Annotated in this window: 26 protein-coding genes; 7 read left to right on the plus strand and 19 right to left on the minus strand. The window is 37.3% G+C overall.

Annotation, left to right across the window (positions count from 1 at the left end):
* Positions 1-25 precede the first annotated feature (25 nt).
* Positions 26-664 carry a phosphatase PAP2 family protein gene (locus tag AC3A54_RS09260; protein WP_487654232.1) on the minus strand — a complete coding sequence of 213 codons (639 nt, stop codon included), beginning with the start codon at positions 662-664 and terminating at the stop codon, positions 26-28.
* Positions 665-805: 141 nt separating this feature from the next.
* On the opposite strand from AC3A54_RS09260, the gene AC3A54_RS09265 reads away from it, so the two are divergent.
* The gene (locus AC3A54_RS09265) at positions 806-1,978 is read left to right on the plus strand and encodes a M20 family metallopeptidase (RefSeq protein WP_487654233.1); all 1,173 of its coding nucleotides are present in this window, start codon (positions 806-808) and stop codon (positions 1,976-1,978) included.
* Positions 1,979-1,997: 19 nt separating this feature from the next.
* On the opposite strand, the gene AC3A54_RS09270 is transcribed toward AC3A54_RS09265, so the two are convergent.
* From AC3A54_RS09270 to AC3A54_RS09280, 3 genes are all read right to left on the minus strand, one after another.
* Positions 1,998-2,720, minus strand: coding sequence for an EcsC family protein (locus tag AC3A54_RS09270; protein ID WP_487654234.1), 723 nt, complete (start codon positions 2,718-2,720; stop codon positions 1,998-2,000).
* Between the two features lie 98 nt (positions 2,721-2,818).
* Positions 2,819-4,030, minus strand: a complete 1,212-nt coding sequence (locus AC3A54_RS09275; RefSeq protein ID WP_487654235.1) for an ABC transporter permease — start codon at positions 4,028-4,030, stop codon at positions 2,819-2,821.
* Positions 4,023-4,763: an ABC transporter ATP-binding protein gene (locus tag AC3A54_RS09280; protein ID WP_335546280.1), complete on the minus strand. Its 741-nt coding sequence runs from the start codon at positions 4,761-4,763 to the stop codon at positions 4,023-4,025. The genes AC3A54_RS09275 and AC3A54_RS09280 overlap by 8 nt, the downstream gene beginning before the upstream one ends.
* 595 nt (positions 4,764-5,358) lie before the next feature.
* Here AC3A54_RS09280 and AC3A54_RS09285 point away from each other — a divergent pair.
* The gene (locus AC3A54_RS09285) at positions 5,359-5,778 is read left to right on the plus strand and encodes an HIT family protein (protein WP_487654236.1); all 420 of its coding nucleotides are present in this window, start codon (positions 5,359-5,361) and stop codon (positions 5,776-5,778) included.
* A 148-nt stretch (positions 5,779-5,926) separates the two neighbouring features.
* On the plus strand, positions 5,927-6,454 hold the full coding sequence (locus AC3A54_RS09290; RefSeq protein ID WP_335546271.1) for a tryptophan transporter: 528 nt from the start codon (positions 5,927-5,929) through the stop codon (positions 6,452-6,454).
* A 64-nt stretch (positions 6,455-6,518) separates the two neighbouring features.
* Here the strand turns inward: AC3A54_RS09290 and yhzF are convergent, their stop codons facing one another.
* Positions 6,519-6,710 carry a membrane protein YhzF gene (yhzF, locus tag AC3A54_RS09295; RefSeq protein ID WP_487654237.1) on the minus strand — a complete coding sequence of 64 codons (192 nt, stop codon included), beginning with the start codon at positions 6,708-6,710 and terminating at the stop codon, positions 6,519-6,521.
* Positions 6,711-7,244: 534 nt separating this feature from the next.
* Here yhzF and AC3A54_RS09300 point away from each other — a divergent pair.
* Positions 7,245-7,820: an HTH-type transcriptional regulator Hpr gene (locus tag AC3A54_RS09300; RefSeq protein WP_308080627.1), complete on the plus strand. Its 576-nt coding sequence runs from the start codon at positions 7,245-7,247 to the stop codon at positions 7,818-7,820.
* Between the two features lie 7 nt (positions 7,821-7,827).
* On the opposite strand, the gene AC3A54_RS09305 is transcribed toward AC3A54_RS09300, so the two are convergent.
* Entirely contained in the window at positions 7,828-8,166 is a 339-nt protein-coding gene (locus tag AC3A54_RS09305) for a DUF1878 family protein (RefSeq protein ID WP_487654238.1), read from the minus strand.
* 209 nt (positions 8,167-8,375) lie between these two features.
* Between AC3A54_RS09305 and AC3A54_RS09310 the strand changes: the two genes are divergently transcribed.
* A complete protein-coding gene (locus tag AC3A54_RS09310; protein ID WP_007084261.1) occupies positions 8,376-8,555 on the plus strand; it encodes a hypothetical protein in 180 nt (59 codons plus the stop codon).
* A gap of 84 nt (positions 8,556-8,639) precedes the next feature.
* On the opposite strand, the gene AC3A54_RS09315 is transcribed toward AC3A54_RS09310, so the two are convergent.
* Both AC3A54_RS09315 and AC3A54_RS09320 read right to left on the minus strand, forming a co-directional pair.
* Positions 8,640-8,729: a YjcZ family sporulation protein gene (locus tag AC3A54_RS09315; RefSeq protein WP_307289594.1), complete on the minus strand. Its 90-nt coding sequence runs from the start codon at positions 8,727-8,729 to the stop codon at positions 8,640-8,642.
* Between the two features lie 40 nt (positions 8,730-8,769).
* Positions 8,770-8,856 carry a YjcZ family sporulation protein gene (locus AC3A54_RS09320; RefSeq protein ID WP_074432824.1) on the minus strand — a complete coding sequence of 29 codons (87 nt, stop codon included), beginning with the start codon at positions 8,854-8,856 and terminating at the stop codon, positions 8,770-8,772.
* Between the two features lie 207 nt (positions 8,857-9,063).
* Here AC3A54_RS09320 and AC3A54_RS09325 point away from each other — a divergent pair, with 207 nt between their 5' ends.
* Positions 9,064-9,942 (plus strand): peptidylprolyl isomerase, encoded by an 879-nt coding sequence (locus AC3A54_RS09325; RefSeq protein WP_487654239.1) that lies wholly within the window; start codon positions 9,064-9,066, stop codon positions 9,940-9,942.
* 197 nt (positions 9,943-10,139) lie between these two features.
* Here AC3A54_RS09325 and AC3A54_RS09330 read toward each other — a convergent pair whose 3' ends face one another.
* The 6 genes from AC3A54_RS09330 to AC3A54_RS09355 all read right to left on the minus strand — a co-directional run bounded on the left by AC3A54_RS09330 (position 10,140) and on the right by AC3A54_RS09355 (position 18,078).
* A complete protein-coding gene (locus tag AC3A54_RS09330; RefSeq protein WP_335526899.1) occupies positions 10,140-10,328 on the minus strand; it encodes a sporulation YhaL family protein in 189 nt (62 codons plus the stop codon).
* Positions 10,329-10,432: 104 nt separating this feature from the next.
* Positions 10,433-11,377: a 3'-5' exoribonuclease YhaM gene (gene yhaM / locus AC3A54_RS09335; RefSeq protein ID WP_335548391.1), complete on the minus strand. Its 945-nt coding sequence runs from the start codon at positions 11,375-11,377 to the stop codon at positions 10,433-10,435.
* Positions 11,378-11,428: 51 nt separating this feature from the next.
* The gene (locus AC3A54_RS09340) at positions 11,429-14,431 is read right to left on the minus strand and encodes an AAA family ATPase (RefSeq protein ID WP_487654240.1); all 3,003 of its coding nucleotides are present in this window, start codon (positions 14,429-14,431) and stop codon (positions 11,429-11,431) included.
* A gap of 18 nt (positions 14,432-14,449) precedes the next feature.
* Entirely contained in the window at positions 14,450-15,670 is a 1,221-nt protein-coding gene (locus AC3A54_RS09345) for a metallophosphoesterase family protein (protein ID WP_487654241.1), read from the minus strand.
* A gap of 262 nt (positions 15,671-15,932) precedes the next feature.
* Positions 15,933-17,186, minus strand: a complete 1,254-nt coding sequence (locus AC3A54_RS09350) for an ABC transporter permease (protein ID WP_487654242.1) — start codon at positions 17,184-17,186, stop codon at positions 15,933-15,935.
* Positions 17,179-18,078 (minus strand): ABC transporter ATP-binding protein, encoded by a 900-nt coding sequence (locus tag AC3A54_RS09355; protein ID WP_487654243.1) that lies wholly within the window; start codon positions 18,076-18,078, stop codon positions 17,179-17,181. Before AC3A54_RS09355 ends, AC3A54_RS09350 begins: the two co-directional genes overlap by 8 nt.
* A 121-nt stretch (positions 18,079-18,199) precedes the next feature.
* Here AC3A54_RS09355 and AC3A54_RS09360 point away from each other — a divergent pair, with 121 nt between their 5' ends.
* On the plus strand, positions 18,200-18,385 hold the full coding sequence (locus AC3A54_RS09360; RefSeq protein WP_308084233.1) for a YhzD family protein: 186 nt from the start codon (positions 18,200-18,202) through the stop codon (positions 18,383-18,385).
* A gap of 416 nt (positions 18,386-18,801) precedes the next feature.
* On the opposite strand, the gene AC3A54_RS09365 is transcribed toward AC3A54_RS09360, so the two are convergent.
* The 5 genes from AC3A54_RS09365 to AC3A54_RS09385 all read right to left on the minus strand — a co-directional run bounded on the left by AC3A54_RS09365 (position 18,802) and on the right by AC3A54_RS09385 (position 24,709).
* Positions 18,802-19,587 carry an enoyl-CoA hydratase gene (locus AC3A54_RS09365; RefSeq protein ID WP_487654244.1) on the minus strand — a complete coding sequence of 262 codons (786 nt, stop codon included), beginning with the start codon at positions 19,585-19,587 and terminating at the stop codon, positions 18,802-18,804.
* A 149-nt stretch (positions 19,588-19,736) separates the two neighbouring features.
* Positions 19,737-21,356, minus strand: coding sequence for a long-chain fatty acid--CoA ligase (locus AC3A54_RS09370; protein ID WP_487654245.1), 1,620 nt, complete (start codon positions 21,354-21,356; stop codon positions 19,737-19,739).
* 131 nt (positions 21,357-21,487) lie between these two features.
* Positions 21,488-22,999 carry a coproporphyrinogen III oxidase gene (locus tag AC3A54_RS09375; RefSeq protein ID WP_487654246.1) on the minus strand — a complete coding sequence of 504 codons (1,512 nt, stop codon included), beginning with the start codon at positions 22,997-22,999 and terminating at the stop codon, positions 21,488-21,490.
* 345 nt (positions 23,000-23,344) lie between these two features.
* Positions 23,345-24,214, minus strand: a complete 870-nt coding sequence (locus AC3A54_RS09380; RefSeq protein ID WP_487654247.1) for a Cof-type HAD-IIB family hydrolase — start codon at positions 24,212-24,214, stop codon at positions 23,345-23,347.
* Between the two features lie 147 nt (positions 24,215-24,361).
* Positions 24,362-24,709 (minus strand): YlbF/YmcA family competence regulator, encoded by a 348-nt coding sequence (locus tag AC3A54_RS09385; protein WP_335546743.1) that lies wholly within the window; start codon positions 24,707-24,709, stop codon positions 24,362-24,364.
* Positions 24,710-24,771 lie beyond the last annotated feature (62 nt).

Below are 24,771 nucleotides of genomic sequence, written 5' to 3' on the forward strand. Positions count from 1 at the left end.
AAGAGGCTGAATCCAGCCTCTTTTCCTATTTAATCTTCTTCTTTTTAAGATAATTATAGAGAATAATCGAAAGGGATACCCATATATATCCTAATGCATAACCCCCAAGAACATCTGATGGATAATGTACGTGTAAGATAATCCGGCTTGCTCCAATTAAAAGCAGTAAAATAGCCGCACATGCACCAATAATAATTTTAGACATTTTTGATACAGTTGACTCAATCAATAAATAAGCAATTAAAAAATACACAGTCATCCCAACCATTGCATGCCCACTTGGGAAGCTGTAGCTTTTTACATTGACAAGATGCTCAAGATCAGGCCTTGGTCGAGCAAAGTAATCCTTAAGAAGCTTACTAATTTCATTACCCAATGCTATAGATAAAGCAAAAACTGCCGCCCCGAGATAATTTCTTTTTTTAACCAATAACCAAATTAACATTAATATGGCGACAACCCCAATTCCCTTTTTATCACCCATTTCGGTTAGTTGAATAAAAAATGGAATGACAGAATTAGGTACATGCGAAAATAATCCTGCAATTTTATCATCCATCCAGAAGATACTGTGTGTGGCCACTTTAATGGTTGTAAATAGTGCAAATACAATAACCAAACCCATAAAAATAAAAGAGTAATTTACTTTGCTTTTTGATTCCATTCCCCTATTCCTTTCACTTTCTTTTTAAAATCCTTTAAAAGTATAAATAAAATAAACTTAAAAATCTATATAATAGTAAAAAAGTGTTAAAATAGTTTGAAAATACATTCTTTTTTAACTAATAAATTGGGGGGATTACCTATGTTAAACCAGCTTTTTGCAAAATTAGAAGGATACTACGATGAGATGGTCTCCATCCGTCGCTACATGCATCAGCATCCTGAGTTATCATTTCAGGAATATGAAACAGCCAAGTTCATTTATTCTTATTATAAAAAGTTAGATATTGAAGTGAAGGGTAATGTTGGTGGAAATGGAGTCGTTGCGAAAATTCATGGGAAACTGCCAGGAAAAACAGTTGCACTTCGGGCTGACTTTGACGCACTTCCCATCCAGGATGAAAAGGATGTACCCTACAAGTCATTGGTTCCAGGGATCATGCATGCCTGCGGACATGATGGACATACAGCCACTCTCCTTGTCCTTGCAAAAGCATTAAACGAATGCAAAGATGAACTTAAAGGAACCTATGTTTTTATCCATCAACATGCCGAGGAATACGCACCTGGTGGAGCAGCCTCCATGATTGAGGATGGTTGTTTAGACGGTGTTGATGTCATATTTGGTACTCATTTATGGGCAAGCGAACCCACAGGTACAATCCAATACAGAACGGGACCTATCATGGGAGCTGCAGATCGTTTTGAAATTGAAATCCAAGGTCAAGGCGGCCATGGCGCACAACCCCATAAAACGAAAGACGCTATTGTCACGGCATCCCAGCTAGTTCTCAATTTACAACAAATTGTCAGCCGAAAGGTCAATCCTGTAGAAGCTGCGGTAGTGACGGTTGCCTCATTTACAGCTCAAAATGCATTTAATGTTATTGCAGATAAGGCAAAACTAGTTGGTACTGTTCGTACTTTTAATGAAGAAATAAGGGAATTTATTGAAAAAGAAATGGAGCGAATCATTCATGGCACGTGCTATACATCTGACTGCACGTATAAGTATACCTTTGTAAGAGGCTATCCCGCTGTAGTTAATCATGCTAATGAAACAGAATTTCTTATTTCATGTGCCCAAGAAGTACCTGAGGTAAAAACAATTGAAGAAACCGAGCCACAAATGGGCGGCGAAGATTTCGCCTATTACTTGCAAAAAGTACCTGGCACATTCTTCTACACAGGGGCAAAGCCATTGGGTGAAAAGACAGCCTTTCCACACCACCACCCTAAATTTGACATTGATGAAAACGCCATGTTGATTGCAGCCAAAACACTAGGCACTGCAGCTCTGAACGTTCATATGTAAGAAACAACCCCTGAATTTCTCACCATTCAGGGGATTTTTGCAATAATCTCAACCGATAGGCGTTCATTGCTGTTTCTCCAAGGTGCTTCAGTAGATTATTATTCGCATAGGCTCCTACAAAAGCACCAATCCCTGGTACCAGCTGCAACATCTTGGCAAGGTCAATATAATCACGGTACTCCTGTTGAAATTTCCGCCAATCCATTTCAACTAACACTTGTTTTCTTTCTTCCCAGTGTTCAATCTCGTAAAGCGTGCTTCTTCGAATGTCATCACTTGAAAAGGCCAATTGAAAAATATGCAAGATGAAAAGTCTTTCCTCGTATTGATTTGTGTTAAATCCATAAACTTCCGCCGCTTCAAAAAGAAATTTCATCTTAATTGTAAGGAGAAGTGGAAAATCAGCAAGTCCGAGCAAGATCCCTCCAGCACCGGTTCCTGCACCCTCAAGGATGGCAGTTTTCTGATATGTGGATATTTTTTTTCGTACCAATTCATCTCTTTCAGAAAGAGTTAAGCCCTTTGCTTGATCTTTTTTTGTTGTAAGTTTTGAGCCAAATAAAGTTGCTTTTACCATACCTTTTATACTTTCAGTCATGACCTCATGGACCTTTTCTGGAATCCATTCATTAAATTTCACTTGAGCTTTCTTAGAAATTCGATTCATCATCCCAGAACGTCTGGATAATTTCCGTTTCCATTCTTCGACTTCATCATAAACTTTTAATTCATATTCATTCATTAGCCTCTCTCCTTCCATAAACATTTTATGCTTACCTACGATAAAACCCAGCCAATGGTTTCAAAAAAATCCCCTTCATTTCCAAAGGGGATTTTAATTTAAGTCTTTATACGTTTTTCACTGTAAATATAAACAAATAAGTAATTAAATACAAACCCTAAAATTAAGGCAAACAGACTATTCATGATTTCGCCTTTAAGGGCAATAAACAAAGCAAAAGTAACCGCTTCTGTAGATAAGATGATCATCATTAGAAAATGAAACGAGGAAACTTTACATTTTTGAGCAACAGGATATAAGTCAACCCAGAGCTTGTTTTGATGGTGGTTCCATAATGGAAGCAGCTGAAAACCTGTTAAATACAAAAATAAAATGCTCAATAAGAGTTGTCCTAATCCAAACGAAATGAAATAAATGGCCACCGTGCCAATGACTGTTAACCTGATAAACAGACCTAAGTAATCAGAAGAACGTAGAAATGCACGAGAATACAAATACAAATATGTTTTATCCTGAGAAAAAGAAATGTTGCTAATGAGCCAATCAAGCCACTTTCTTCTTTTAACTGTATCCTTTAGCTTCGGAACATCTGTAAACATATTGGCCAGTCGGTAGAACGACGCCATTCTCTTTTCTTCATGATCAATTAACAGATCCCATTTAAGCCCCATTTTCTTTGTTCGAACATAAAAGAAACGATAATAAAAGGCCATCACTACAACAAGAATGAGCAAAATAAATACATTTGCTTGTTTGAATAGTAGGAAGGTACATACAGCATTGATAAAATACCGGACAACCATATCCCATCTATGTACAGAATTCTGAACAAAATAATGAATTCGCCAGCTAGTGGCTAAATTCCATCCCTTTAATGCTAATAGGACAACTAAATAAGGTAAAAACAATTGAAAACCGCTACTGTCTACATGGGCATACATTGGCATAAGTACCGCAAGTACCATAAGAAGTATATAGCCTTGAAAAACAAAACTCGCTATACCAGAACGAAAAAAATACCCTTTTAGCTTATCCTCGAGTGGCAGGATATACACTTTATCAGCTTCAAGCAGAAAATTATAAACCGGACTGTACGTTAAGAATATCCCTATAACAACAGCAATAATGATTTCCGCTGGAAAATTGGAAGAAAGCTTCTCAACCCATTGTTGATAGTAAAATGCACCTGTTCCAATTAGGAATAACAAAACAATGACCAGATGCCCATTGAATATATAACGTAGGTATCTCCCTAAATCCCTTACACGACCTCCAGCACGGTCCTTCCACAGTTTTTTATCATCAAACATATTTTTCTTCCTTCGTCAATTGAATATATAGATCATCCAAAGAAGCAGTAGGCATAGAGAATTGCTCTCTTAGCTCTTCAAGCGTTCCTTTGGCTCGTATTTTCCCCTCATGTAAAATGATAAAGCGGTCACAATATTTCTCCGCGGTCGCAAGTATATGTGTGGACATCAAAATACCTGCACCGTTCTCTTTCATCTTCTTCATTAAATCAAGGAGTGACTGAATTCCTAGCGGATCCAAACCAACAAATGGCTCATCTACAATATAAAGGGAAGGTTGAACTAAAAAGGCGCACATGATCATAACCTTTTGTTTCATCCCTTTTGAAAAATGCGCAGGAAACCAATTTAACCGCTTTTCCATCCGGAACTCCGATAATAATGGACCCACTCTCTGTTTAAAGTCCGCTTCCTTCAACCCATAAGCCATAGCAGTTAATTTCAAATGCTCTTCCAGGGTTAGTTCCTCATATAATACAGGCGTTTCCGGAACAAAGGTAAATTGACGTCGGTAAGCTTCTTTATTTTCCGTAAACAACTGGTCGTTAATTTTTACCGTTCCTTTATGTGGTTCCATTAACCCGATAATATGTTTAATGGTCGTACTTTTACCTGCTCCATTAAGTCCAATCAGACCAACCAGTTCTTTTTCTTTTACATCAAAGGATATATCTTTTAGTACTGGGTTTCTTGTATATCCTCCAACAAGATTCTCAATCGATAATAGCGACATTTGCATACGTCCCTCCGTAGCAGATTATGCTTTTCATTTTATCAAATCCAGCTAGATAAAAACAGGAATACAATTTTTTGATATTTTTTTGTATATTTCTTTTGCAATCGGACATCATAATATTCGAAGGGGAAACAACTTACTTCGATGAAGAAATTCATCAAAAATTGAAATGAGGTGTCTGTTAAAGACAATTTCCTTTCAAAACAAGTAGAGCTTCCAATTCGTTTCAGATAAGGGGATGGTTGTTTTGTACAAAGTGCATGGTAACCATTTTGAGTTCAAGTAACACCACGGTTAAGGTTTATTCACAAATAAACTAAAAATGAGGTGTTTACCGCAGATCGCTACCCGTTTTTATAAGTTGGGAAAACATATAAAAACAAATAGGGGATGGTCAGCTTGAACAATATTGTTTCTTTATAAAAAACACTCTACGAAAAATGAGGTGTTTATCAAAGAACACTCCTGAATGAACGTACCTTTTGAAGCAATTCCCCTTCGAGAGGGCAGGATTCCATGCGGATCCTGCTCTTTTTCATTTTGTTTTTATATGGTAAAATAATACAAACTAATTACAAGGGGCTGTATTGTGATGAGCGATTGTATTTTTTGTAAGATTGTCAATGGAGAAATTCCAGCTGCAAAAGTTTTTGAAAATGAACATGTACTTGCCTTTTTGGATATCAGTCAAGTAACAAAAGGACACACACTTGTCATTCCAAAGATACATAAGGAAAACTTATTTGAATTGACTCCTGAAATAGCTAGAAATCTTTTTGAAGTTGTCCCAGCCATCGCCAATGCGTTAAAACATGAATTTGAACCAATTGGATTAAATACAATTAATAATAATGGAGAACATGCAGGTCAATCTGTGTTTCATTACCATATGCACTTGATTCCTCGATATGGCAAAGGTGATGGGTTCGGTGCCGTTTGGAAGAACAACCAAAGTGAATACACACCACAGATCCTGCAGGAAATGGCTGAAGGAATAAGTAAACAACTTTAACTTGTCTTTCACCACCTAAATTATCTGAAAATTATTTCTTTAAAATTATTACATTATTATGTTATAATGAAATCAAGTTTTTCGCTGTAGGCAATGAGGGCACTGCAGGAGAAACAAATAGATTAGTATAGCAGAGGAGAGAAGAGAAATGAATACGAAGAACATTGTTATTTTAGCACTTTTAGCGGGGATTGGGGTAGTTTTGCATACGGTTATGCCAGCCTTCCTAACAATTAAGCCAGATATGATGCTGGCAATGATGTTTTTAGGAATTATTCTTATTCCAGAATTAAAAAGTGTGATGCTTCTAGCTATTGTGACTGGCGTATTGTCTGCATTAACAACTAGTTTCCCGGGTGGACAGATTCCAAACATCATCGATAAACCTATTACTGCGTTAATATTTTTCGGTTTATTTTTAGCCTTAAAAAAGTACCAGAATTCCCTTGTTAGTGTTGGAATTTTAACAGCTGTAGGAACGTTGATTTCTGGAACCGTCTTTTTATCAGCCGCTTATTTTATTGTTGGTTTACCCGGACCTTTCACAGCGCTATTCGTGGCGGGTGTTTTACCAGCCATCGCACTAAACACGGTAACAATGGTCATTTTGTATCCAATTGCTCAGTCAATTTTTAAAAGAACTAAATTATCTTCAGCTTCCGTGATTCAAAAATAAAACACGGGATCCTTTTAAGAAAAAGAACCCGAAAGGGTTCTTTTTCTTAAATTCCCATTAAACTTTAGGACAAGTAAGAAAGCATTAATGCAACTAGCAAACACACGATTCCACCGCCAGCTAATGCAGCAGCTCTTTTCTTTATTACTTGTTTTGGCGGAAACACACCTGGTTTAGAAATATCCAATAAATGTTTGATTGTCCCTAATACTAGTATGGCACTTAAGATAAAAAACATCACAGCTACACTCTTCATCTTTCTTATCCCCCTACTAACTTTTGAAAATTCGAAACAATTGTTGTAACTATTTATATGTTTTATCGTCCATTCCTATGAACAAGGCATCGTTTATCCAGGGGGGATCTGTGTATTAAACTATTTAAATAAACTAATTTATAGATTTACTTTATTACAGAACATTTTTAATTTTTACACCCTGTTGATTGGAGCGGAAGGCACGAAGACTCCTGTGGGAGTACGGTTCAGGGGAGACCCCGCAGGCGCAAACGCCGAGGAGGCTCGCCGAAACGCCCACGGAAAGCGAAGTGCTTGGAGCGGAAATCAACAGGCAATTTAACAAAGGCTATACGTTAAATATTCTAAAAGTTGCCATTATTTATAGAGAGAGATTAAAATAAAATAGAAATTTCAATATTATTTTGTTAAATTTACAAATTTCAACATAAATTTTATATAATTTCTAAAAATTTTGTGAATTTATATCTTTATTAATTTTTATTTTATTGGCATAATGATAATAGAGAAATATAAAAGTGGGTGAAAATGGGGATGACTGAGAAACAATATTCAATGAAGGAAGCGATGCTTTTTAGTCAGAGAATTGCACAATTAAGTAAAGCCTTATGGAAATCAATTGAGAAAGACTGGCAGCAATGGATTAAGCCTTTTGACCTAAACATTAATGAACACCATATTTTATGGATCGCATACCATTTAAATGGTGCTTCCATTTCAGATGTGGCAAAGTTTGGGGTCATGCATGTCTCAACAGCATTTAATTTCTCGAAAAAACTGGAAGAAAGAGGCTTACTCCAATTTTCAAAAAAGGAAAATGATAAACGCAATACGTATATTCAGCTTACTGCTGAAGGAGAAGACATTTTGCTCAAACTAATGGAAACCTATAATCCGGACGGTAATGCAGTGTTTACAGGCGCTTTACCCCTTCGCGAATTATATGGAAAATTCCCTGACATCATTGAAATGATGGCGATCGTTCGAAACATTTATGGGGATGACTTTATGGAGATTTTTGAACGTTCTTTCCATAACATCGAAAGTGAATTTGTAGAAGAAAATGGAAAGTTACAAAAGCAGAACAAGACTCAACAAGAACTAGTTTAAAAGCAACTCAAATATACTTTTTTAGTTCTTGAAAAAGAAATTCATAAAGATTATGTGTTAAACATGCCATGATTGCTTCATCGACAGACAGATTTTTCGGTAATGAATCAGCAAATTCATTGAAAAGCGGATGAAAGTATACATACCCTTCCGCTTTTTGTTCTTCCAATTGTATGCTCATTTTGTCACATAATTGAAAAAAATCTTTCACTTCCTTTTCAGTGAGACCTTTCTCAATGATAAGTTTGTAAAACTCAAGCTTCGGATTGATTAATAATTGCAGTAAAAGTTTTTGGTGGTATTCTAAAAGATTAATTCTTTCCAACAATCCATCAATTTCATTCATTTAATAACCCTCTTTTCAACCCAACAATACTCTATGTACATTATTCACCTTTTAAAGACGTAGGTAAACCTAATTTAAGCAACTGATATATAAATTATTTATAAATGATAAGAAAGTCTTACAAGCTTCTATTCTTTATGACTATCTTTTTTTTCTAATTTTTGATATTGTATAAAACATAATATGAACAACTGGGGAGGGAATCATTGATGATCTCCGTTTTTATTGTCTTTGCTATTTTCATCTTGTTTTATGTAAATAAAATGACCAATTCTCTATGCATCCAAAAAGAAATACCGGAAGAAAACCAGCATAAAGTATTTCGTACGATCAATGTCCTTATTACGATTTTACTGATTTCTTCCTATTTGGAAATTTTATATACATAATCCTGTTTATAGCGGGATTTAACTTAAGAATAAAAAATCGAAGCGATGAGGAATTTCTCATCGCTTTTAATTTTTTATTTATCATTAATAGATCCAAGATGCTCCAATGATAATTAATAAGATGAAAAGGACTACAACTAAAGCAAATCCTCCACCGTATGCTCCTCCTGACATATATTTCCCCTCCTCTTCATGACCTTAAAATTGGTTTTATTTAGTAAACCCAAGAAGCTCCAACTATAATCAATAAGATGAAAAGGACTACAATTAGAGCAAATCCAGCTCCATATCCTGCGCTCATCGTAATACCTCCTTTTTCATTTTCTAAGATATACTATTCAGACAGGATTGATTTCGTTTAGGCACTTACCATTTTTTTTTTGGAAAAGGTCTAGGTTCCATTTGTAAATTTTCTAAAAACAATCACAACTTAATTTTTGCAGTAGTTACCATTTATGTTATAGTAGAGATTGTGGACAAGAAATTACTGTTTAGGAGAGATTTCATCATGAAAAAATGGATATTAGCCCTTACTATAGCAGGCGGGGTTCTTGCACTAAGTGCATGTAATCAAAGTGGCTCTGGTTCTGATACTGTAGCTGAGAGCAAGGTTGGAAATGTAACACAAGAAGAGCTATATAACTCAATGAAGGAAAAATACGGTGAACAAGCCCTTCAACAGCTTGTATATGAAAAAGTTCTTTCAAAAAAGTACAAAGTAACGGATAAAGAACTAAATGAAAAAATTGACCAGCTAAAAGCTGACCTTGGTGCAAATTTTGAAACTACTCTTGCACAATATGGCTATAAAAGCGAAGCAGATTTAAAGAAAACGATGAAGCTTGGCATGATGCAAGAAAAAGCGGCAATGAAAGATGTAAAGGTAACTGAAAAAGAATTAAAGGATTACTACGACAGCTACCAGCCTGAAATCAAAGCACGTCATATCCTAGTTGCAGATGAAAAAACTGCTAATGAAGTGAAGAAAAAGCTTGATGGCGGGGCAAAATTCGAGGACGTAGCAAAAGAATATTCAACCGATACAGCGTCAGCACAAAATGGCGGAGATCTAGGTTGGTTCGGTACTGGAAAAATGGACCCTGACTTTGAAAAAGCTGCATATGCGCTTAAAGTGAATGAAATTAGTGCACCAGTGAAAAGTCAATTCGGTTATCACATCATCCAATTAACGGATAAAAAAGAGAAAAAATCATATGAAGATATGAAGAAAGAAATTGAATATCAAGTTAAATCTTCTAAATTAACAAGTGATTCAATTAATAAAGCAATGAAACGGGAACTAAAAGCTGCAAATGTAAAAGTAAGCGATAAAGATTTAAAAGACGCTCTTAACCCACAAACACCAGCAGCTGCTGCACACCAATAAGAAAAGCGCAAGCGCCTTGGTCAGCCCCGACAGGCAAATGTTCTTCTGCAAAAAAAGTCGCTCTTTGACTTTTATTGCAGAAGGTTATTTGACCCGAGGGGCTAGGTGCTGGAGCTGGACAATTCTCGAAGTCGACTTTTAAACTTTTCTATTATAAATAAGACAAGGAGAGACCCAAAATTTGAGTCTCTCCTTTTTTATTCCCCCGTAACCTTTAATTCTTCCCTTTGTTCCTTTTCTCTTTCTAAACGTTTGATGTAGATTTCCCCTTCTTGTTCAATGCTTTCAAGTTCTAGTTTCCGCTCTTCTCGACCCGTTTTTATGGCCATCAATGCACTAATCACGATTCCAACCACGACTGCATAAATCCAAATAGGTATAGTCATTATCATTGCTCCCTCCATTGTGGTTGTCCACTTTTTATTACAACTTATTCATTCTTCAGAAGAAATATTCTTCTTTTATAGCAAAAAAAATAACCCTATTCGGGTTATTTATGGAAAACGGGCTTATAAAATGAACGATTATCCAATGCAAAGATCCGCTCTGTAAATTCTCCAGGCTTTACCCTTTCTAATGCACGATCAAGCATATTCATTTTTGCATCCAGATTATCTATATAATGAAGAATTTCTGCTTCTTTAATCAATGGTGGTTTTGGACTCCCCCACTCGGCTTTTCCGTGATGGCTTAGGACAAGATGCTGTAAGATGAGTACTTCCTCTCCTGAGATCCCTAATTCCTCCGCAGCCTTGCCGATTTCATTGATCATAATTGTGATATGGCCTAATAAGTTACCTTCAATAGTATAAACGGTTGAAATAGGACCAGATAACTCTATCACCTTTCCCATATCATGCAGGATCACACCCGCATATAGCAAGTCCTTATCGAGGCTAGGATACAGTGAAGCGATAGCTTTGGCCAAATCAAGCATGCTAACCACGTGAAAGGCGAGACCGGAAACAAATTCATGATGATTTTTTGTTGCTGCAGGATATTCCAAAAATGCCTTTTGATGTTTCTTAATTAAATGACGAGTAATCCTTTGAATGTTAGGATTTTTCATTTCAAAAATATATTGAGTCAGCTTGCTGACCATCTCTTCTTGACTTAACGGAGCTGTTTCCAAGAAATCGTCCAATTTCACTCCATCTGCAGGACCCGTTTTTCGAATCTGCCGGATTTTCAGTTGGCTTTTCCCTCGATAATTTTGCACATCACCGATTATTTTAACAATATTCTGGGCCGCATAGTTCTTTTCATCCTCATCATTCGCATCCCAGAGCTTTGCTTCTATTTCACCACTCTGATCTTGCAATATCAATGTTAAAAAGGGTTTTCCGTTACTTGCAATCCCCTTAGTTGAACTCTTTATCAAAAGGAATAACTCTACCTGTTCACCCACATCATAATTTAATATTCCTTTACTCAAGCTATTCACGCTCCTCCCATTAATAAAAGTATAACATATCCAACTATCACTCTAGGAAATAATCTGAACTGCACCTTTTGTTATATTAAGGATATTTTTCTTTTCGAATAGCTGCAGTAAATGTTCATGACAAGTAAAAAATAGCACTTGATTGGTCTGTAAACTTTGCAAAAGTTCAATTACTTTTTGTGTTCTTTTGGCATCAAAATTAACAAAACTATCATCAATGATGATCGGGAATTGAAACTTTTCATATAATGTTGTTGCTAAGGCAAGCCGTATAGAAACATATAATTGTTCCGTTGTCGCTTGACTGAGTTCATTTGCCTCAAAAATAGTGCGATCCTTTCTTTCCACTAAAAAGCCTGTGCCTGTTTGTTGCAGGTGGATTTTTTGATAATTGTCATTGGTGAGGAAGGATAGATATTCCTCTGCTTTCGAAATCATTCTTGGTACGTGGACCTTCTTATACTTTTCAACGGTGTTTGATAGTATTTCTTGGGCGATACAATAGACTGCCCACTCTTTTGCCGACTCTTCTAATTCATACTTCTTCTGTTTATAGTTGTGAAGAATAGTCGAATAAACTCCACCTTCCTCTAGTACCTGAATTTCGTAGTTAAGAGCGGCAAGTTCTTCCTGTTGTTTTTTTAATCTTGTTTGTAAATGTAGAACTTCATGATTGTGTTCGGCTATGATTTCATCACTATTATGGATGTGCAAAAAGGTTTCCCAAATCGGCCTAGGTAGGAGGGAATACTCAAGCTGACTTTTGAGTGTTCCAAGTATTCCTAAGAGTTCCCCTTGTTTTTCTGCCTTCTTACCAAGTTCGTAGAACTCCTGCTCTGTTTCTACCCCCGCAGCATGTAGAAGCTTGTTATATTCAGTTTTTAAGTGCTCAATTTCATGCCCCTTTTGTTTTACATCCGCCGCAAGTTCTGCAATCTTCCTCTCTCTCTCTTGACTTTTTATTTTCTTTTCATGCTCCTCTTTTAATCTATTCCGTAATAGATAGGCTATTTCTTGTAAAGCCAACCCCTGCTCTGTTAAAAAACGTGTTGCAAATTTATTCAGTTCTTTATAGAGCTTAGCTTGTTGATGATTAATTTGCTCTACTTTCGTTTGGAATTGATTTTTTTCTCGAGAGGTAGTTTTATATTGTTCTATAAGCTCGAATGCTTCCAATAGAAACGGAACCGCGATATATTCAGGTATGTTTAACTCTAAACTAAGTGATAACAGCTTTTCTTTGTTTTGCGCAAATTCCAATTCCCATTCTTCAAACTTGGTAATTACCTTATCATATTGTGATTGCTGTTGTTTCAGCTTCAGCTTAAGTACTTGAACCTCTTCGCGCTGGAGAGTATCCCTCTTTAAATGCTCTTCGAGTTTTGTCAAATCCATATATTCTGCTGAATGAAGCTTTTCTACTAATTGTTTTTCCTTTTCTTTTAATTCTACTAGGGTCTGTTGCATCTCCTCTGCTTTCGACTCTTTTGAAGCTTTTGTCATGAAATATGCAGTTAGGATACAGCCAATCAATCCTATAAATAAAAGTACCCACTGCTTCGTCAATAAACCATAAAATAGTAGTCCTAGTAGAATTCCTTCAAAAAGGAAAAATTGGAGCCTTTTCTGCTTTCTACTATTCACCCATTCCTTTTGATCTCTATCATAATCTAGTTGGTAAAATTCAATCTTATCCCTTAATGCTTTCAACTCAGCGTCTAAACCCTTCTTATCGTTACCATTAATCACTTGCTTCTCCAGGTGCTCCCTATCCTGTTTTGCAAGAAGGTTGCTTTCTGCCATTCGAACTTCTTTTTCTATCTCCTGCAATATTCTTGTTTCTTCCTGAAAGCGTTCCTCTAATTCTTCCTTTACTTCTTGTAATTTTTGTCTTTTTCTTGAGGTGATTTCTACTTGGTTCCTCATATAAATATTTGTATTAATAGCAAAAACATCTTTTTCTGCTATAGGCAAATGCAGTTTCTCTCTAATTACTGAAAGCTTTTCATCATATTCAGCAATTTTGAGTTCGCATTGCTGTTTCTCAATTGTCAATTGCTCCATAAGTGGGACTTGATCAAGTAAAGTTAAGAGTACAGACTCACTTTCAAGTAAAGCTCGTTCAGGTCTCATTTCAGCAAGTTCTTTTTTTTCATTTTCGATTCTTTCTGATAGGCTGATGAGCTCCGCCTCATATGGATGGATGAGCTCTAATAATTTTTCTAATCTTTCCAATCCATGAGTAGGAAATGAAACCTCTCCTAGATCACTAAGCTCCTTCTCTGTCCATTTTTCTTCTCTTACATTTGACTCTATTCTTTTCCACTCATGTAATTGATTGATCTTGCTCCCTAGTTCCTTAAGCCGACCATTGATCTCTTGCATTTCCTGAATATGCATCTCTCTTTTTTCTAGCAAGCTTTCATATTCTTTATTTTTCGATGCTGCCTTTTTCAGTTCTAGATTGATTTCATTAAGTGCTTGTAACTTTTCATTTATAATAGGCTTCTTTCCCGAAGGTTTAAATCTGTTATCCAGTTCTTTCTGCAGGAAAGACTCCGTTTGGGATAGCCGCTCCGTCCCTAACGTTCCAGCAGAAAAAAGGAACTTCCCAATATCTTCACCTTTCATTTGATGAACGTTCTGAAGTCCGTGAATATTAAAGGAGAAAACAGCTTGAAATAAATTTTTATCAAAGCCGGCGACTAGTTCTTTTAGAAGCTCTTCCCCGCCCATCATACCGTTATCCATAACTACTTTCACATCACCTGCTGCTTTTCCCTTTACACGCTCAATAACGGCAAATCCATGTTCTTCATGATAGACTCTGATTTTTCCGCCATAGTTGTTGCTATGTTTTGGTTCGTACCTAAGTTCAGTTTGTTGTTTTGTTGGGAATCCGAAAAGAATACCGTGGATAAATGCCATAATAGTTGACTTCCCTGCCTCATTTTCTCCATAGAACACTTGGAAATCAGCAAGGTCTTTAATGATTACATTTTCTAATTGTCCATAACCATAAATGTGTAACTCCAGAATTCTCATAGCATCTACTCCTTTCTTCTAAGCTTCACTAAGTAATTCTATTAATAATTTCTCCGCTCTTTCTATTAGTTCTTTATGTTCTGATTCATGTAAATGTGATACATACTTTCTGCCCAATGGGTGCTCATATAAAGGGGCTAATGCGTAATCAGCATCCTCATACTCTTTAATTGTTTCAAAAAGCTCTGAATAAAAATTAGCTTCCATTTTTAATTGCTCTTTATCAAATAGTTGACTGTCGGTTATATGTATGTCAACGGTCCACACAAAAGAGGCTTCGTCTTTTTCATCCTCTAATAGAAGGTCTAGAAGTTCACCATCTAAGTTCCTTTTTTCCCGCTCATCATTTAATTGGACGTTTTTTAAGAAAAGAGTCAATAAAGTCCCCTGTTGATTCTTTCGCACTTGGTTGAGGGTCATTTGACATAATTGAAAAATGTCATTAAAGCTGTTGGCTGATGTAGCATCGACTTCTGTCTCTTCCCAAACAACATCTGATGTTTCAACAAAATTCAGTTTGGCATCGAAATCAGACAATTCAACATGATAATAACCCTTGGGACCTATTTCCTTCTTATTTCTTCCTTGTATATTTCCTGGATAGATAATGGGGGGGGATTCAGATAAAATAGCCCTTTTATGAATATGGCCTAGTGCCCAGTAGTCAAAGTCTTTTTCTACTAAGTCCTTAATTGCAAACGGCGCATAATTATCATGCTCAGACCCCGAACTTTCATTGCCATGAAGAATACCAATATGGAATCCAATATTATTTAACTTTGAATAGTCATCTATTTTCCTAGTGAACACATGCCTTGTCGGATAGCTGAATCCGTATAAATGGACGATTTCTCCGTTCCTCGTGTGCAACACTTTTGTTTCTACATCACTAGTAAATACATGAACATTTGCTGGCATGCTTAACTGTACCCATGTACCATTTAGATGATCATGATTTCCATGGACGACATAAACGGGGATCCCATTCTCTTCTAACTTCAGCATTTCACTGCGAAAACGGGATTGTGCCCGTAAGCTCCGATCCTCTCCATCAAATAAATCTCCCGCTAAAATAACAAAGTCAACCTGCTTTTCAATGGCGTCTTTCGTTATTTTCTTCAATGCTGTAAAGGTGCTTTCCTTCACCCTTGTAAAAATACTTTCCGGTAAATGCTTTAATCCGACCATAGGGCTGTCCAAATGCAAATCCGCTGCATGAATAAACGATATTTTTTTCATAGGATATTCCTTTCGACGTCTTTTCTTTATTGTAGCACCTCTGAAATACGAATGCACGTTCTATTTAGAAAAGCGCAAGCGCCTTGTTCAGCCCCGACAGGCAAATGTTCTTCGGCAAGAAAAGTCCGCTATTTGACTTTTATTGCCGAAGGTTATTTGACCCGAGGGGCTAGGCGCTGGAGCTGGACAATTCTCGAAGTCGCATTTTATACTTTCTATAAAGTAAAAAAGAGGCTCTCTCTTTGAGCAGCCTCTTGAAAAATTATTCGTTTTTTGTTAATTGGAGTGCTTTTTTAATATCTTTAAAGGAATTTGACTGACCATACATTAGGACGCCTCCGCGGTAGACTTTTGCACCAAAGATAGCTAACACAGCAATTGTGGCAACGAGGATTGAAATTCCTAGGAGCGCTTCCCATAAAGGGATGGTCAGCATTCCTACGCGAAGAAACATAATCATTGGTGTGAAGAAAGGGATATAGGATGTAATCGTAATGAACGCGGCATCAGGCTTGCCCAGTCCAAACATGGCAATCATAAATCCGCCAACCACAAGCAAGGTCATCGGAGTGATCATTTGTTGAACATCTTCAATGCGACTAACAAGTGAACCTAAAAAGGCTGCGAGTGTAGCATAGAGAAAATAACCAAGTATAAAGAATATAACCGCATAGATAACAGTTTCAAATGGGATATCTTCAAAACCATAGACGCCGAAAAACCCATCCTTCAAAGAATCCATATTTTTTGAAAGAGAATAATAACCGACAATAAGAAAAGCAGCAAGTTGCGTAAGACTTAATAAACCTATCCCAATTATTTTTGCAAACATCTGCTTAATCGGCGAAACACTAGAGATCAATATCTCCATGACCCTCGATGACTTTTCAGTTGCCACTTCCATTGCAATCATATTTGCATACATAATGACTGAAAAATAAATAATGAACAGTAGAACATAGACAAGTCCTCTGGCCTGATTTAATTCCTCTTCCGTTTTTGCATTTTTCTCAAGTGCATATTTTTCGAATGATACCGGCTCATACAATTTTTGAAGCTGAGCTGGAGCTAAGTTGATTTGTGAAGCGGCAAGCATTGTCTTGACTTGCTGTAACCCTGTTTGAAGATCAGAAAACAGCGCAGAGTCAGCAATACTCATAGCTTTAAAAGTGGCTTCTGGCAATTTTTCCTCATTAAAACGTAACAGAATGACTCCCTTATACTTTCCTTCTTCTACCGCCTTTTCTGCCGCATTTTCATCGCCTTTATAAAGTGTCAGTTTTAAATCCTTATTAATAGTGTGAACCTGCTGCTTTAATGGCTCATAGAGTTGACCGGCTTCATCGAGTACAGCTATTTGGTCCTTGCCGCCATTTTGATCAAATAAAGCAATGATATTATTAATATTTGTCAAGGCCAGGACAATCACGATTGTCAGAATGGTCGTCACAATAAACGATTTGCTTTTTAGCTTGTTTAAATAAGTATGAAACAGAATAATCCAGAAGCTATTCATAAGAATTACCTACTTTCTCGATAAAAATATCATTTAAAGAAGGCTCTTCAAGTGAAAATCTCCTAATAAAACCATTCCCCACAATCTTTTTAAGAATTCTTTCGGCAATGTCCTCTCCTTCAATCTGTAAGTGGATTCCTTCTGTTGTCAATTTTGACTTTACCACCCCAGGGAAGTCTTTCAATGAATCTAATGGAAAGTCTGCATGGATCACTAAGTTCTTTTTTCCGAAGGCTCGCTTTATTTCTTTTAATGCTCCATGAACAACCGGGCTGCCTTTATGTAAAATGCATAAATGCTCGCACATTTCTTCTACATGCTCCATTCGGTGACTCGAAAAAACAATCGTGGCTCCATTTTCCCGTAAGGATAGAACAGCCTCCTTTAACATTTCCACATTCACAGGGTCAAGCCCGCTAAACGGTTCGTCTAGAATTAATAGCTTAGGCTTATGTACGACAGCCGCAATAAATTGAATCTTCTGTTGGTTACCCTTGGACAACTCTTCTACCTTTTTATTCTCATATTCTTGGATTTTAAAACGCTCAAGCCATAATCTTAATTCAGAGAGTGCTTCAACCTTGGGCATTCCTCTTAACCTGGCTAAATATACTATTTGTTCACTGACTTTAAGCTTAGGATACAAACCCCTCTCCTCAGGTAAATAGCCGACCAAATGACTGGTGGTGTAATCAATTGGTTTTCCATCCCAAGTAATACTTCCCCCACTACTATCTAGTAATCCTAAAATCATTCGGAATGTTGTCGTTTTCCCCGCACCGTTCGCCCCTAGAAAGCCAAACATCTCTTTATCGGGAATCGTTAATGATAAATGGTCCACTGCCGTAAATTTTCCAAACCGTTTAGTGACATCTTCAAGTTTAAGTACCATGTTACACACTCCTCTCTGTTTTAATACGTATTATCCATTTTTTGGTTTCATTTTTCTTTTGCACAATTTAGTAAACTATGCAAAAATAATAGTAAGAATTTTTGAACAAAGGGGTTTTATGATGAAAACTTATAAATTAACCGCGTTTGAAGCGAATGGTGAAAAGATTTTAGATGAAGCTTTTCAAGCAGAAACTGATCAAGCAGCCAAAGAACAAGGGGAAAAACTATTATCAGAAAAAAACTTATTAGAAAAAACGCACCGATGCACCTCACCTAGCGGCAAGCTGCTTCTTTTCCACTCATAAGTGAAAGTGAACAGAAGGGTAGCGGAGGTCTACGTGACCCTCATCTATCGAAAACATCAACTACGGTCGTATAGCGGGGATCTATGCGACCGTTTTCTTTTGAAAAAATCAATCACGGGTTCATAGCGAGGTTTTACGCGACCTTCCTCTTTCGAAAAACTCATTCATGGGCTCGTAGCGACGTTCTACGCGACCTTCCTCTTTCAAAAAGCTCACTCATGGGCTAGTAGCGAGGTTCTACGCGACCTTCCTCTTTTGAAAAGCTCATTCATAGGCTCGTAGCGAGGTTCTACGCGACCTTTCTCTCTCGAAAAGCTCATTCATGGGCTCGTAGCGAGGTTCTATGCGACCTTCCTCTTTCTAAAATATCAAAGACGGTCGCGTAGTTAAGCTCTTACACGACCGTCTCTAGTAATTTATTTCCCTATAAAGACTGGTTTCCTTTTTTCAATAAATGCCTTAATTCCTTCTTGATGATCAAGGGTTTCGCGCATTTTTTGCTGACCGTGCTTTTCTAATTCTAAAATTTTCAGTAGCTGTGGTCGATTTTTTTCCGCTAATATTTTCTTTGTTTTAACCATTGCTTGAACAGGACGACTTAACCAATCCGTTACCCTCGCTTCTAAAGCTGGCTGTAGATCACCTTCAGCTACTTCCTGAATAAGTCCCCACCTTAAGGCTTCCTCTGCACTCATCATTTTTCCGTCCCAAATCACATGTTTAGCTCGGGTTTCACCTAATCTCTTTTCTAAAAAGAAATGCGCCCCTCCATCTGGTATTAAACCGATTCCAATAAAATTCATTGCAAGCTTACTAGTTTTATCTGCAAGAATATAGTCCGTTGCTAAAGCTAAACTAAATCCTAATCCTGCAGCTGCACCTGTAATAGCACTAATAGTCAATTTAGGGATGCTATAAAGAGTAATAATTAATTCGCTAATAGCATCCATCACAGGAAAGAAGTCGTTTTCATTCATATTGGAAAGCATGGTTTTAATGTCTCCACCTGATGAAAAGGCTCTTCCTTTTCCTCTTAACACAACAATATCAACATCATCCGATTCACTTATTTCTTTAAGTTTACAGATTAACCCTTTAATTAAATCAGCATCCATTGCATTTAACGATTCTGGTCTATTCATTTCTAATGTGGCTACACGACCATTTACCTGTAGGCTCACCTTGTCCGTTACAAAATTCATTGTAAGCACACTCCCCCCATTTTCTTCATCCATTACCATTATATATGGAATGAAGAGGAATAAAAATAAGATTTCTTTATATTTTGAATTTTCTTCACTACTATCTTAGTAGTAAAAAGGACAAAGGGAGCTCCCTTTGTCCTCAATTGTTAACTTTTTCTGAGTACTTCTTTTTGAACTTGTTCACGTAATGTCATCTTTAGAAATTTACCAACCGAAGTTTTCGGAATTTCTTCCAGGAAAAGAATATCATCTGGAATCCACCATTTAGCAAATTGCGGCTTCAAAAAGTCAAATAAGTCTTCTTTCTCAACATTGTTCTTATAAGCGTCTTTTAATACTACACATGCGATTGGTCTTTCCTGCCACTGTTCATGTGGCACAGCCACAACCGCTGCTTCGAATACTGCTTCATGGGCCATCAATGCATTTTCTAAGTCGACAGAGGAAATCCATTCTCCCCCACTTTTAATTAAGTCCTTCGTCCGGTCAACAATTTTTACAAAGCCTTCTTCATCAATCGTGACCACATCACCTGTATGAAGCCAACCGTCACGGAAGGCATCTTCTGTTCGTTCATCCTTATAATATTCAGAAGCAATCCATGGGCCTCTAATACACAGTTCACCCATTTCTTTCCCATCCCAGGCAACTTCTCCATCCTTACCAACGATTTTTATTTCTAATCCTGGTACAAGAGTCCCCTGCTTAGCTCTTAACTCTAATCTATCCTCTGGTTCAAGTTCTTCTTGGTAGCTTTTTAATGTGGAAATGACGACTAGGGGACTCGTTTCTGTCATCCCATAGGCATGCATAAATGGTACCTTATGCCGTTGTTCAAATGCCTTAATCATTCCTTTCGGTGCAGCAGAGCCTCCACACAGAACTCCTCGTAAACTACTCATATCATAAGTCCCTTCATCTAGCTCTTTTAATAATCCTAGCCAAATGGTTGGAACTCCTGCTGTTATGGTTACTCTTTCCTGCTCAATTAACTCTGCAAGTAGTTTTGGAGTAAAGTATGGTCCAGGTAATACCAAGGATGTCCCAAACCACACGGCCGCAAAAGGCATTCCCCATGCATTGGCATGAAACATAGGAACAACAGGAAGAGCAATATCCTTTTCACTCATTGCAGCACTATCAGCTAAGCCCAAAGCCATACTGTGGAGAACAATTCCTCTGTGGGAATAAACGACACCCTTTGGATTTCCTGTAGTGGCAGATGTATAGCACATACCAGCAGCATCATGTTCGTCTATATCATTCGGATATTGAAATTCTGGATTCGCTTCAGCTAACAGCTTTTCATAATGATAGACTGGGGATAGTGAAGTTTCAGGAAGCTCCTCTTCATCCGTCATAATGATAAAGGCTTTTATATTCTTAATATCAGGAGCACATTTTTCAAGTAATGGCAGAATGTCTGAATCAACTAGGAGAACTTTGTCTTCTGCGTGATTAATAATGTAGGAAATATGCTGAGGGGATAGTCTAATGTTGATGGTATGGAGGACAGCACCCATACATGGAATAGCAAAGTAGGCTTCTAAGTGGCGGTGATGATTCCACGCTAAGGTTCCTACCCGGTCTCCTCTTTCTACCCCTATTTTTGTGAGGCTATCTGCAAGACGTCTCGTTCGTTCTGCTATTTGCTTATAGGTAAGTCTGTGGATTCCTGTTGCCGTCCTTGAAACTACTTGTTTCTTTGGAAAATACTTTTCTGCTCTTTCCATCATTTGCGTCATCGTTAAAGGTGTTTGCATCATAGCGATATCCCCTCCATTAATGAAAGCTTCTCATCATAGAATTCTATGATGATCATCCTATTAATTATTCTTCATTCAGATAGATATTTCCTTTATAAAGAACACACCTAAATAAAAAAAGCCCCTGCTTGTTAAGCAGGAGAACCTTTTTCGGTGAATAGCTCTTCTAGGATGTTGATTTTATCCTCAGTATATTTTTCAAAACTATCGTTATAAGTTTTAGGATCTTTAGGGTTAGCAAAGTGAGTAATTTTCCCGCTTAACGGATCAATAAATTTACTCGCTGCCCCACAGCCGAGCCCGATGATTGTTTGCTGTTCCTCCATAATCATAATATTATAGATACTCTCTTGATTTGGAAGAGAATAGCCAACATTCTCTAGATTACCAAGGATGTTCTTTTGTCGGTATAAGTAGTATGGCACATACCCATGTGTGGTGGTCCAATCTTGGGCTAGCCCCATCATCTTTTCAACCTCTTCACGATCTGCTACCTTATACTTTTGTTTGTTCTTGGTCATTTCTGATGCCCGCTTGAATGAAAGTGTATGAACAGTCAGTGATTCAGGCATTAACTTCTCTGTCTCGGACAAAGAGTGAGTAAATTCAGGAATCCCTTCACCAGGGAGACCAATAATTAAATCCATATTAATATTGTTCATGCCCATTTCACGAGCTAAGTGATATTTATTAATCGTTTCGGTTACCGTATGATGTCTGCCAATGGCTTTTAACGTCTCCTGCGTATATGACTGCGGATTGATACTAATCCGGTCAATATTCCACTTCTTTAAGACTTCTAATTTTTCAGGAGTAATGGTATCAGGACGTCCTGCTTCAACTGTAATTTCACGAATGTTTTCTACATCAGGAAAGGACATATACATTTCTTCATATAGCATATCCATCTCTTCAGCAGTAATACTCGTTGGGGTACCTCCCCCATAATATACAGTGGTGATACGAACACCTTTTTCTTTTAACCATGCTCCAATTCTCTTCATTTCGTAATGAAGTCCACCAAGAAAGGAATCCACAGATCCTTGACGTCCATTGATTGCATAAGCAGGAAAAGTGCAGTACGCACATTTCGTCGGACAGAATGGGATGCCAATATAAATACTGACTTCTTTTTGAAGCGAGTAGAGATCGGGAACGACAGTAAGCTGACGGTCGACAATGTGCTGCATTAGTTCAATTTTCTCATCAGATATTAAGTAATCATCCTTTAATTGCTGATGAGAATCCTTTAATGGAATCCCTTCTTGAACTTTTCGATGAAGTAATTTTGTTGGTCTTACTCCTGTTAAGACACCCCACTTTTGGATAATACCAGTAAAGTCCTGCAAAACGGATAAATAGACATGGGCAACCGCATTTTTTATTTGCTTAAAGTGTTCCTTTTCGGAATTTGTGGGGGACCACTCTTTTTCATATTCAGCAACTAGTACTTTTTCCGCCTGGTCCTTTAACTCAGCAGAAACAGAAATAGTTTCCTGAACATTCATCTTAAACTCTATACATATATCCGCTTCCTCATTTATTGCTTTTACAATCTGCGATTCTTCAAAGAACAAATTAGCAATCAACTGAAGTGGACGATTAAATCTTTCATCCTCTAACCCTATTATAGAAATTATCAAAAAATCACCTCTAGGAAAAAGCAGAAGCGCCATCACCGGCGCCCAAGCTTTTCATCTCAATCCCCCTTAAGTGTACAAAATCAAGAAAATAAGGTCAATACGGTGGAAATTATTCACTAAATAATAAAAAGAAGATATGTTAAAGCTCTTTGTTGATTGGAGCGGAAGGAGCGAAGACTCCTGTGGGAGTATGGGGCTGGGGAGACCCCGCAGGAGCGAAGCGACGAGGAGGCTCCCCGTCACACCCACGAACCGCTCGCGCCTGGAGTGGAAATCAACAAGTACAATTTTAATAGAACTAAAATAAAAAATATCAAAGGCAATTGCCAATGATATTTTTTCAAATTAGTTTTTAATAATCTTCATTTTTCTTAAAAACTCAATTGGCTGTTGCTTTCGAAAATGTTCTTTCACCATATAAGCTACACCATTTTCATTTTCCGATCTGGTTACCCAATCCGAAGCTTTTTTCACTTCGAAATCAGCATTCCACATGGAAACACCAAGGCCAACCGCTTCAATCAACGGAATATCATCGGTTCCATCGCCAATATAAACCATTTCACCTAAACGAATTCCTAATTGACTTCCTAGGTAGGTTAATCCGTCTAGCTTGGAGACACCTGCTGGAACGATGTCTAAACGCAGTGAATCTAGTTCAATGATATCAATTTCATTAAACATTTTACCCAATGCCGTCTTCGCATCAAGGAGATCATTCTTGCTTTCAAAATAAACCTCTATTTTTGGCGGTGTAACTGGCTGGTCATGTAAGTACTCACTTAGAGATGAGACAAACTGCTGCGAATAAAACATGGGATCACCTGAAGTGAAGATGGTTTTTGCTAACAGTTGATTGTTTAGTTTAAATTTATTGGCTAAAGAAAATTGTTCATGAACCAAACGAATTTGGCATGGTAATGCCTCTAAAAAGCGGATCGTATCATAGGTAATATCCTCATTAATTCTTTGTACGTATACTGGTTTTTCGGCGGAGTTTGCAATGAAAGCACCTTGATGGGTAATAAGTGGTGATTTTATTTTTAATGCTTTGGCTATCTTTTTTGCTGAAGGAAAACTACGTGAAGTGACAAGCGTGACATAAATGCCTTTTTGTTGTACATACTCAATAGCTTCTTTTGTTGATTTATGAATTTTCCCATTCGTTTGAAGAAGCGTACCATCAATATTTAACGCAAGTAAGCGATAAATCATTAATTTGCCCCCTGTCCTTGGTGAAATTGCCTTATTACACTTTTATGACTTTTCACTTCTGAATAGAACAGTACAAAAAAAAGAGGGCTCAGTAACAAAGAAAAAGACCCTCGGTTTCTAGTACCGAAGGTCAATGGGTAAGATAGCTTACATTTTTCCGTATAAATCCTCTAATGGTTTCATAATGATTTGATTTAATTCACCAATAATCATACTCATCCGTTGTTCCGCCTGCATAAGATTGGCAATTTTAGGATTCTGCTGAACGAGTCCAACTGTGGACTGTGCCTGTTGAATCTCTTGCTCAGAAATATCTTGGCCCATCATCTGCTTTTGGGATAAGTTCATTTGAATTTGACGGAATTGATCAAACATTTGCTTTGCTTGGGGATCTGCGTTAACTACTTTATACGCCTCTTGTAATTGAGTATATTCAGCACTTTGCCGGATCGCTGTTTCTAAAGCATAAGCGGTATCATGTAAATTCACTGCCACTTTCGTTCACTCCTTTTTTTGAATGGCTTTGTTAAAGTTGTCTGTTGATTTCCGCTCCAGGC

It is taken from the genome of Neobacillus sp. Soil_C_43 (genome assembly GCF_057656715.1).